Annotated in this window: 5 protein-coding genes and 2 pseudogenes; 4 read left to right on the forward strand and 3 right to left on the reverse strand. The window is 60.1% G+C overall.

The features are described from left to right. A pseudogene (locus ACR652_RS07755) lies at positions 1-361 on the reverse strand (transposase); the annotation flags it as partial. Between the two features lie 139 nt (positions 362-500). Here ACR652_RS07755 and ACR652_RS07760 point away from each other — a divergent pair. Then, positions 501-779, forward strand: a complete 279-nt coding sequence (locus ACR652_RS07760; RefSeq protein ID WP_434505946.1) for a hypothetical protein — start codon at positions 501-503, stop codon at positions 777-779. 772 nt (positions 780-1,551) lie between these two features. On the opposite strand, the gene mgtA is transcribed toward ACR652_RS07760, so the two are convergent. Beyond that, complete coding sequence (gene mgtA, locus ACR652_RS07765; protein WP_434505947.1) at positions 1,552-4,347, reverse strand: magnesium-translocating P-type ATPase; 2,796 nt, start codon at positions 4,345-4,347, stop codon at positions 1,552-1,554. A gap of 375 nt (positions 4,348-4,722) precedes the next feature. On the opposite strand from mgtA, the gene ACR652_RS07770 reads away from it, so the two are divergent. Continuing rightward, the gene (locus tag ACR652_RS07770; RefSeq protein ID WP_434505948.1) at positions 4,723-4,989 is read left to right on the forward strand and encodes an IS630 transposase-related protein; all 267 of its coding nucleotides are present in this window, start codon (positions 4,723-4,725) and stop codon (positions 4,987-4,989) included. Between the two features lie 1,065 nt (positions 4,990-6,054). On the opposite strand, the pseudogene ACR652_RS07775 reads toward ACR652_RS07770, so the two are convergent. After that, a pseudogene (locus ACR652_RS07775) lies at positions 6,055-6,842 on the reverse strand (IS701 family transposase); the annotation flags it as partial. Positions 6,843-7,019: 177 nt separating this feature from the next. Between ACR652_RS07775 and istA the strand changes: the two are divergent. Together istA and istB are read left to right on the forward strand one after the other, a co-directional pair. Further along, positions 7,020-8,285, forward strand: coding sequence for an IS21 family transposase (gene istA / locus ACR652_RS07780; protein WP_434505949.1), 1,266 nt, complete (start codon positions 7,020-7,022; stop codon positions 8,283-8,285). Further along, positions 8,282-9,148, forward strand: a complete 867-nt coding sequence (istB, locus tag ACR652_RS07785) for an IS21-like element helper ATPase IstB (RefSeq protein ID WP_434505950.1) — start codon at positions 8,282-8,284, stop codon at positions 9,146-9,148. The genes istA and istB overlap by 4 nt, the downstream gene beginning before the upstream one ends. Positions 9,149-9,216 lie beyond the last annotated feature (68 nt).

Genomic DNA, 9,216 nt, shown 5'->3' on the forward strand with positions numbered 1-9,216 from the left:
AGGCCGAGCGCCTTCGCCTGACGGACAATCGAGAGGTCGTGGCTGCGGTCGATCATCGCTTTGCGCTCAGCAATCCCGCTTTTGTGAGCGCGCCTTCCAAAAAATCATTCTCCAGCGTCAGCTCGCCGATCTTGGCGTGAAGCGCTTTCAAATCGACGGCGGCTTCTTTTGGCTCTGCCTTCTCCTGTCCGAAAACGCCCGCCGCGCCCTCCAGCAACTGGCTCCGCCACGTGGTGATCTGGTTGGGGTGCACATCGAACTGCTGCGCCAATTCGGCAAGGGTCTTCTCGCCCTTGATCGCGGCCAAAGCCACTTTCGCCTTGAAGGCCGGAGAATGCGTCCGGCGGCTCCGTTTCGTCATCGAATGCTCCTGATTCGCAGCGAGAACCCTCGCCGCTGTCAGGCAGAAAATCCACTCAAGCTACTGTCCGAATTTCCGGGGCCGGCTCTCGACCGTGTCCGCCACGGAAATTCGGCAGCCGGTTAGGATGAGGCCGCTGATGGCGACGAGTCTCGACACAGGGTCGAAGCATGTCGTGAGCTATTTCGTGGGTGCTGATGGGGCATGCAAGCTCACACTCATGATTTCCGAAAAACAGAATGACGAAGCTGAAGGCACTACCGCCTCTCGTCTGCAGCTCATGTTGGAGCCACATAAGTCGTCGCGTCTCGACGTCGCCGACGGCAAATCCCTTGAATTCTTCTGCGGAACAGCGGCTCTGACTATGATCGTTTCGCCCCTTGATCGCGTCGCAATGAACCGTGGTGGCGCAAAATAGCCTGTGGAGATGAGCAAGACCCTTGGCCGTTACAGCGACGGCCGGGGCGCACCCTTGCCGGCCCGCCAATCCAGCGCTCCGCCCAGGACGCGGCTGGCCAAAATCCACGTACGCCAGTCGGCTACCATAGCATCTAGAGGGTCACGAAATTCCCTCTATTTTCGGGCGTTGCTTGAAGGCGCACCTTTCGACTTTGCTTTCTTGGTTGGCGGCTTTGAATGACCTCCCGGCGCTACATGCGCCTTCTCGCTCCCTGCATTAGGAGACAAAGACGGGAGCCTTGCGGGCTCGCTTTCCGGAGTAGGAGGTTGCTGGGCGTTGCCCTTTTCACTTGGTGTACTATTTTGTGTGGCTCCGTCGCGGTTAGGAATGTCACTTGTACTAGCTGCCCCGGCGGGGTACCCGCCCTCGCAGTTCGCGTTGTGCGGGTCGCAACTTGAATTTGCATCGCTCCGACCTCGGGCGACTGAGTCCAGTTCTGTCGAAGCTTTCGACGACGACGCGGTTGGATGTTCAAGCTCGGTATTGCTGCTATCTGGGTGATTGCTCGTTGAGCTCGCGCCGAGCCCGGCGTTAACGAGAGCTCGGAATTGGATGATCTCTTCGAGCGGCACCGAATAAACGGCTATTCCAAATCCAATTGCTCCGGCGATCATTGCCGCGATGATGATCAAGAAAGTCCCTCGCGACATTCGATGCATCCTCCAAAAAGAACTGCCTGCTTCCGGGGGTATCTCTGGATCTCAGGCCGTTAACCAAGCTATTTGCGGAGCTAATCGGGTGTTCCCTCCCAATTCAGGTCCTCTCTTGTACGTTTTCCCGCGACAGTCCGCCGGAAGCGAGCGTTAAAGTCAATTCGACGCGTTTTCGAACCGCCGGTTCCGCCGACCCAGCGGTAAAAGCCTTTCTTGGCAACCTCGACAATTACCAGATAGGCGATGACCATCACCGCCAGGATGACATAAAATCGACTGGGCAACGGGACAAAACCGAAATACGGGCCCAGAGGCGTGAATGGCATAACCGCACCCATCGTCGCTATCGCGAGGGATGTCGTGACCAGGACAGGATGCGCACGGCTTTTGAACGGATTGCCGCGCGTGCGAATGATAAAGATCACCAGAACCTGAGTTGACAGCGATTCTACAAACCAGCCGGTCTGAAACAGCGCCTCATCCGCCTTCAACACGACCAGCATGACATAAAAGGTCAAAAAGTCGAACACGGAGCTGATCGGCCCAATGACGAGCATGAAGTTTCGGATAAAGCTCATGTCCAAGACCTGGGGACTACGTACATCCTCGGGATCTACTTCGTCCAGAGGGATCGGCACTTCGGAAGTGTCATAGAGAATGTTGTTGAGCAGGATTTGTGTTGGCAGCATGGGCAGAAAGGGGAGGAACAAGGCAGCGCCGGCCATGCTGAACATGTTGCCGAAGTTGGAGCTTGTTCCCATCATGATGTATTTCATGATATTCGCGAAGGTACGGCGACCTTCCAGCACACCGTCGTGGAGGACATGCAGATCCTGATCCAGGAGGATCATGTCGGCGGCTTCCTTGGCGACGTCGACAGCTGAGTCGACCGATAGGCCAACGTCGGCCGAGTGCAAGGACGGCGCATCGTTGATGCCGTCGCCTAGATAACCAACGACATGACCCCGAGCCTTAAGCGCGAGGATTACCCGATCTTTCTGCGATGGATTGACCCGGCAAAACAGATTGGCTTGTTCCACCCTGACCCGCAAGGCGGAGTCGTCCATCTCTCCGATTTCTTTCCCCGTCAGCACTCCCGTCACCGGGATATTCAAGGTCGCACAGACATGTTGGGTGACCAATTCGCTATCGCCGGTGACGATCTTCACTGTTACGCCGCTTTCGGCGAGGGCTGCGAGCGCCGCGCCAGCGCTTTCCTTCGGCGGATCGAGGAACCCTGCGAAACCCGCGAACACTAATTCCGCCTCGTCGCCGAGGACGGCATGGGGATGGTCTTTTGGAACTTGGCGCCAGGCGATGCCCAACAGGCGAAAGCCTTCTTTTTCGAGGGCGACGCGCTGTCCCTGTATCCGTCCAAGCGCGGCAGCATCGAGAGGAGGCTGGCTCTTGTTCCCCTGTTCTTCGTACCGGTTACAAAGAGCCACGATCTCCTCGGACGCGCCCTTGACGACCAGTAACCGGTCGTCGCCCTTCTCAATTAAAACGGACACGCGCCGCCGTTCAAAGTCGAAGGGAACCTCGTCAATTTTTTTCCACGCGCTCACGTCGATGTTTTGGTGGTCGAGGATCGCGTCGTCGAGCGGGCTTTTAAGGCCGGTCTCAAAAAAGCTGTTGAGGTAGGCGAGTTCCAGCACGCGGTCGCTAGGCTTTCCTTCCGCATCCACATGCTGTTCGAGCTTTATCTTCGCCTCGGTCAAGGTGCCAGTCTTGTCCGTGCAGAGGACATCCATCGATCCCAGATTTTGGATCGAGGCTAATCGTTTGACGATGACGCGTTTCCTGGCCATGTGCAGCGCGCCCCGCGACAAGGTGACTGACACCACCATTGGAAGCAGTTCCGGAGTCAGCCCCACCGCGAGCGCGACTGCAAACAGAAAGGATTCAAGCCAGGGCTTGTGCAGGAGCGCATTCACCAAAAGCACGAACAGCACCAGCAAGACGGTGAGGCGCATGATGAGCAGGCCGAAGCGATGCGTGCCGATTTCGAAGGCGCTTGGGGGCGGTCGGCGGCTGATGCTGTCCGCAATGGCCCCGATCGCCGTGCCGGCGCCGGTTTTCACCACGCGCATTCTGGCGCTGCCGCTAATGACGCTTGTGCCCATGAATACAGCGTTGGCCGCGTCCTGCAGATCAATCGCATTAGCCGATAGCGCGCCGGGACGCTTCTCGACAGGGTAGGGCTCACCGGTTAAGAGCGCTTGCTTGACGAACAAATCCCGCGCTTCTAGGACCAACCCGTCCGCGGGGATCATGTCGCCTGCAGAGAGCACGGCGAGGTCGCCGGGAACCACGTCGGCGACCAGCGTATCCAATGGTTTGCCATCGCGTATCACCGTGGCCCGCAGCGATACCGACTGACGCAGGCTCTCTGCCGCCTTTCCGGCGCGGTACTCCTGGACGAAATCCAGTGTCACGCTCAGCAACACCATCGTCGTGATGATCAGAAAGTTAGTGATTTCGCCGGTCAAGGCTGAAATCGCACTGGCTACGAGCAGCAGAATGACCAGAGGGTTTTTGAAACGGGAGAGAAACTGTAGAATCAGCGACTGTTGTTGACGGTCGTGGAACAGGTTGGGACCGAATTCGGCGAGACGCGAACGCGCCTCAGCGCTCGTCAAGCCAGCCACATCGGTTGCTAATTCCGCCTCGTGGTTTGCAAGAGGCTTCAGCCACCAAGCAGCTTCGTCAGGCTGGATCTTGAGTGTTGCGCTGGATTTCTTCCAGAGAAGAAATCGATGCGTCACCCAGAGGGCCACGAACGCAACGAAATATACGGCGAAGAAGTAGTACAGGAATCGCGGCACAACCAAGCCTGCAGGGATCTGCTCGACGGCGGCATTGGCGAGAGTCATTGGAGACCAACTTTCTGAAGGCGTTGTTCGCTTGCCCGACGGTGGCTTACGTCGCCGAGGGCCGTCCCGGGTCCGTACGCGCTATTCAGTATACGTGACGGCAGGCGGCCTGATTCAACCACAACTGGCCTGCCTCGCGCTTAACCGTCTATTTCCAACGACCACCTTTCGTGACTCGCGGTCTATGCAGGATTTTCTGCAGTGCGGGTGAGTCCGCCGGCTTCACGGGATATCCGACTCATCTGCAGATTTGCAGCAGTTAAAGCTACGATGATTTGAACTAGAGCAACCTCCGACCGTTCTGACACGGTTCAGGATTCCCGAATCGGCTGAAGTCTGATTCATAATTTCTGCCGCGAGGAGGAGGCGGCAGGAATGGCGCTTTCCGATGATCTTCGCAAACGCGTTGTGGAGGCGGTGGTTGTGGACGGACTGTCGCGCAACAAGGCGGCGAAGCTCTTTAAAGTCAGCATCGCCAGCGCTGTCCGCTGGGTCAAGCACTTCGAGATCACGGGAGATATCTCGCCCCTGCCTTGCGGCGGCGATCGGCGCTCCGGGCGGATCGAAGTCCATCACGACTACCTCAGGGGGCTGATCCGGCGTGCACCGGACATTGCCCTTCTCGAGATTCAGGAACGCTAAAATTTGAGCATTCCGCCAAGGCCTTCGTTGAAGGGTAGCCCGCATTGAATTCCCCGACGGATTGCAGGGGGATCAACAATGGCCGATGCGTCGAATACGCCGACTCATCCCAACCGGGTGGCTGTCATTCCGATCTATGAGCCGATGCTTGAACGCGCCTTGAGCTATTGGAGGCTGGTTCGACACTGGCCGCTGTGGACATGCTGGCGATTGCTGCGGAGACAATACTTCAGTTTGACAATCCCGAGGCGATGCGCGTCGCGGGCTGGGCGTGGAACCTTCTCACAGACGCGTGGCTCACAGGCGATCGATTGGCATTAAGAGTCAGCAACTCGCGAAACAGCTTTGCGTTGGACCAATAGTGTTCGCGATTACTTTTGATGTTGGCGGTGTAAACCGAACGGGCCTATCGGCGCGGCAATCGGTCAACAAGCGGCGGGTAGCGCTGGACCCATGCGGCCACGCGGACGTGACCGCACGCGTCCGACAGCGATTAGTGACCCGACCCGGTTTCGGTGGGATGCTTCGGATGGGAGGGTAATCTCGGATCCTGGGTGGTTCGCGGAGCATGAACCTGCATCTCGTCTGACTTCGCCGGCTCCTTATAGCCGGGCTGGCCCGGGACGTTCGGTGCGCTCCACTGTTGGTCTCCAGCAAGCGACACGCCTCCGAGGCCACAGAGAGCCGAACCCGCTAGCAGCGCTAAGATCGCAGAATGCTTATAGGCCATCATTTCCTCCTCCAATTACTACGTCGCAGATGGAAGCTTCTGCTTCCATCTGTCATGCTTAACCTTTACTGATCTTGCCCTCTCGCTGGCGCCCGAGGGGATGATTCCAAGATGGGGGCACAGCAGGGACAATTACAAGTAGCCAGCCGGAAACTGAGCATTACAATCTCCCGCCCAGCACCGCAGGAACGATTTCAAGACAGGCCAGCTCCGGCACCAGCACGTCGCATGGTCCGCCTAGACGCTAGCACTACTTTGGCAGATTTGGCTTAACCAGTTTGAGGAGCGGCTTGTCACAATGCGGGCATCGCTTGGGCGGCGGCCGCGTGAAGAGGTCAAGGATGGCCTGCCGGATGGCGGGCATGCTGGGTTGTGGCGGCGGTCCCCCGACTCTTTTTTTTCCGTCCCGCTGCCTTGAGGCGGCGGGCTTGAAGAAAGGCGTAAGCGATCATCGTCATCAAGGCATGTCGATGCAAGCCAGTCCAGGATCGGCCTTCGAAGTGATCGAGGCCGAGTTCCTCCTTGAGCTGCTGATGAGCTTGTTCGCAAACCCATCTGGCTTTGATCGTGGCGGCGAGCGTTTTGAGGCTCGCGTCGGCCGGCAAGTTGGACACATAGTATTTCTGTTCGCCCGTCGATCGGCGTTCGCCGACGAGCCAGACCTCCTCGCCCGGCATACGTTGCATGCGATGATCGCGCATGCGGTGCTTGTGGCCATCGGCGACACAAACGCGGCGCGCCGCGAAGAGACACGTCAAGCGGCCTTTCGTGCCCCGCCGCCAACTGACTTTTTCCATGTCGCGTCGGCCAACGCCGCTTCGGCGGAGACGGGCGGCTCATCAGGGATGTGGTATTTGCGAGGCTTCCCCGCTTTTGCGACGGGGAACACCAGCGCGACATCCGCTGGGTAAACGTTCTGACGCCGAGACAGCCCTACCGCCCACAGCAGACCGCGCGCGCTCAGCGCCTGACGGAAAGGCCCGCTGGAGCCATAACCTGAATCGGCAAGGACACAGCCGAAGCGCGCTCCGGAAGCGATGACGCGGTCGATTTCCTCGAGCGCGATCTCCGGCTTGCTCAGCGCGGCCCGCCTGTCCTCCGGCACGCGCGCCTGTGCCATGCGGCGGGGATCGCCTGTCCAACTCTCGGGCAGGTGTGAGTGCCGGACGTAAACTCCCCAAATGTGCCGATTGAAAATTCCCCAGTTTTCGTGACGCCCGGCCTTCCAGGGCATGCCCTGGAAGGCCGGGTAGCGCGCCGACTCACCGATGCTGCTCCCGTTGGCGGGAGGGAGGGCGCGGTGGTCAAACTCGGGGAAATTGTCATGATCCTGGAATTGCATCGTCAGGGTGTCTCTGTGTCCGCGATCGCGCGCCAGCTCGGAATCGACAGGAAGACGGTCCGCAAGCACATCGCCTCGGGGCTGGCGGCGCCCAGCTACAAGGCGCGGCCGCCACGCGAACGCGCGATTACAACTTTCGAGCCCTATCTGCGGGAGCGCCTCGGGGCCTATCCGGCTCTGAGTGGTCGCCGGTTGTGGCGGGAGATCAAGGACCGCGGATATGCCGGCGGCTACACGGCGGTGACCGACCTCCTGCGCGAACTTCGGCCGCCGCGCCCGAAAGGCTTCGAGGTGCGCTTCGAGACGCCGCCCGGCGAACAGGCGCAGGTCGACTTCGCCCGCTTCGACGTCGAGTGTCTCGACGAGCCCGGCGTCAAGCGGATTGTCTGGCTCTTTTCCATGGTCCTGGGCCATTCCCGCTTCATCTGGGCGCGCTTCGTCCTGCACCAGGACATGCAGAGCGTCCTGCGCTGTCACATGGCCGCCTTCGATGCGCTCGGCGGCGTTCCCCGCGAGATCCTCTACGATCGCATGAAGACGGCCGTCATCGGGGAAGACCCGGACGGCCTCGTCGTCTACAATCGTGCGCTGCTCGATTTGGCGCGCCATTACGGCTTTCAGCCGCGCGCCTGCAAACCCTACCGCGCCAAAACGAAGGGTAAGGTGGAGCGGCCCTTCCGCTACATCCGGGAAGATTTTTTCCTCGGCGGCGCCTTCCGCAATCTCGATGACCTGAACGCCCAGCTCCGGACCTGGCTCGATACGGTCGCCAATCCGAGGGTCCACGCCACGACCAGGCGCGTCGTCGATGAGGCTTTTGCTGAAGAGAAGGCGTCGCTCAAGCCATTGCCGTCTACGCCCTATCAAGCAGTGCTTCGGCTCGAACGCCGCGCGTCGCATGAGGGCATGGTCAGCGTCGGCGGCAATCTCTACAGCGTGCCGGATACGACGCGCCGACGCGTCCTCGATGTCCATGTCTTCGCCGACGCTATCCGTATCTTCGAGGACGGGGAATTGATCGCCGCCCATGCGCCGCTCGAAGGCCGCGGCGAAAAACGTCTTGATCCGGCGCATCGCAAAATACCGTCGCAAGCGTATCGTCGCCGGCCGCCCGACGCATCGCCGCCCCTTGTGCTGCGCGCCGGCGATCACGCCGCGAGACGCCCACTGGCCTTCTATGACGCCGTCGGCCGTCGCCTGGCCATGCAGGGGGGCTCACGATGAATGCGACGCCCTCCGCCGTCATCGACCGCGTCAAACGCAATCTCGTCGGCCTGAGAATGCCCCGCGCCCTCGAAATCCTCGACGTCACTCTGCGCGGCATCGAGCGTGGCGAGACCACGGCACTCGACGCGCTCGACATTCTGCTCACCGAAGAGCTGACGCTACGCGAGAATCGCCGCGTCCGGATGGCGCTTCAAATGGCGCGCCTGTCCGCCGTCAAGACGCTCGCCGGCTTCGATTTCGCCTTCCAGCCATCGCTCGACAAGAGCCGCGTCATGGCGCTGGCCGAATTGCAGTTCATCGACCGCGCCGAAGCCGTCCATCTCATTGGACCGCCCGGCACGGGGAAAACCCATCTCAGCCTGGCGCTCGGGGTCGAAGCGGTCAAAGCCGGTCGCAGCGTCTACTTCGCCTCCCTTGCCGACATCATCGCGACGCTGGCCAGGGCCGAACGTGAAGGGACGCTTCGGGAAAAAATCCGCTACTTTTGCCGCTTCTCGCTGCTGATCGTAGACGAGATCGGCTATCTGCCCGTCACGCCGGGCGGCGGCAATCTGTTCTTCCAACTCGTCAACGCCCGCTACGAAAAGGGCGCCATGATCCTCACGTCGAACCGCGGCTTTGCCGAATGGGGCGAGATCTTCGGCGATCCCGTCGTCGCCACGGCGCTGCTCGACCGCCTCCTGCACCACGCCATCGTCTTCCAGATCGAAGGCTCAAGCTATCGGCTCCGCGAGCACGCCGATCTGCTGCCCGAACACGTTCGCATGAAAGCGAGCATCCAGCCCGCGCCGATCCCGCCGACCCTCCGGCGCCGTGGACGGCCGCCAAAAAGCGGAGGCGCCGATCGAGACATAGGCTGATCGCCATGCCCGCCAGACTGGGGAATTTTACTTAGGCACTTCTGGGGAATTTAAAATCGGCATTTACA

Origin of the sequence: Methylocystis sp. (assembly GCF_051061225.1) — a bacterium.
Taxonomy (GTDB): Bacteria; Pseudomonadota; Alphaproteobacteria; order Rhizobiales; family Beijerinckiaceae; genus Methylocystis.

Coding starts and splice junctions, on each gene's coding strand:
- ACR652_RS07760 (WP_434505946.1), top strand. CDS start 501: ATGGCGACGAGTCTCGACACAGGGTCGAAGCATGTCGTGAGCTATTTC.
- mgtA (WP_434505947.1), bottom strand. CDS start 4,347: ATGACTCTCGCCAATGCCGCCGTCGAGCAGATCCCTGCAGGCTTGGTT.
- ACR652_RS07770 (WP_434505948.1), top strand. CDS start 4,723: ATGGCGCTTTCCGATGATCTTCGCAAACGCGTTGTGGAGGCGGTGGTT.
- istB (WP_434505950.1), top strand. CDS start 8,282: ATGAATGCGACGCCCTCCGCCGTCATCGACCGCGTCAAACGCAATCTC.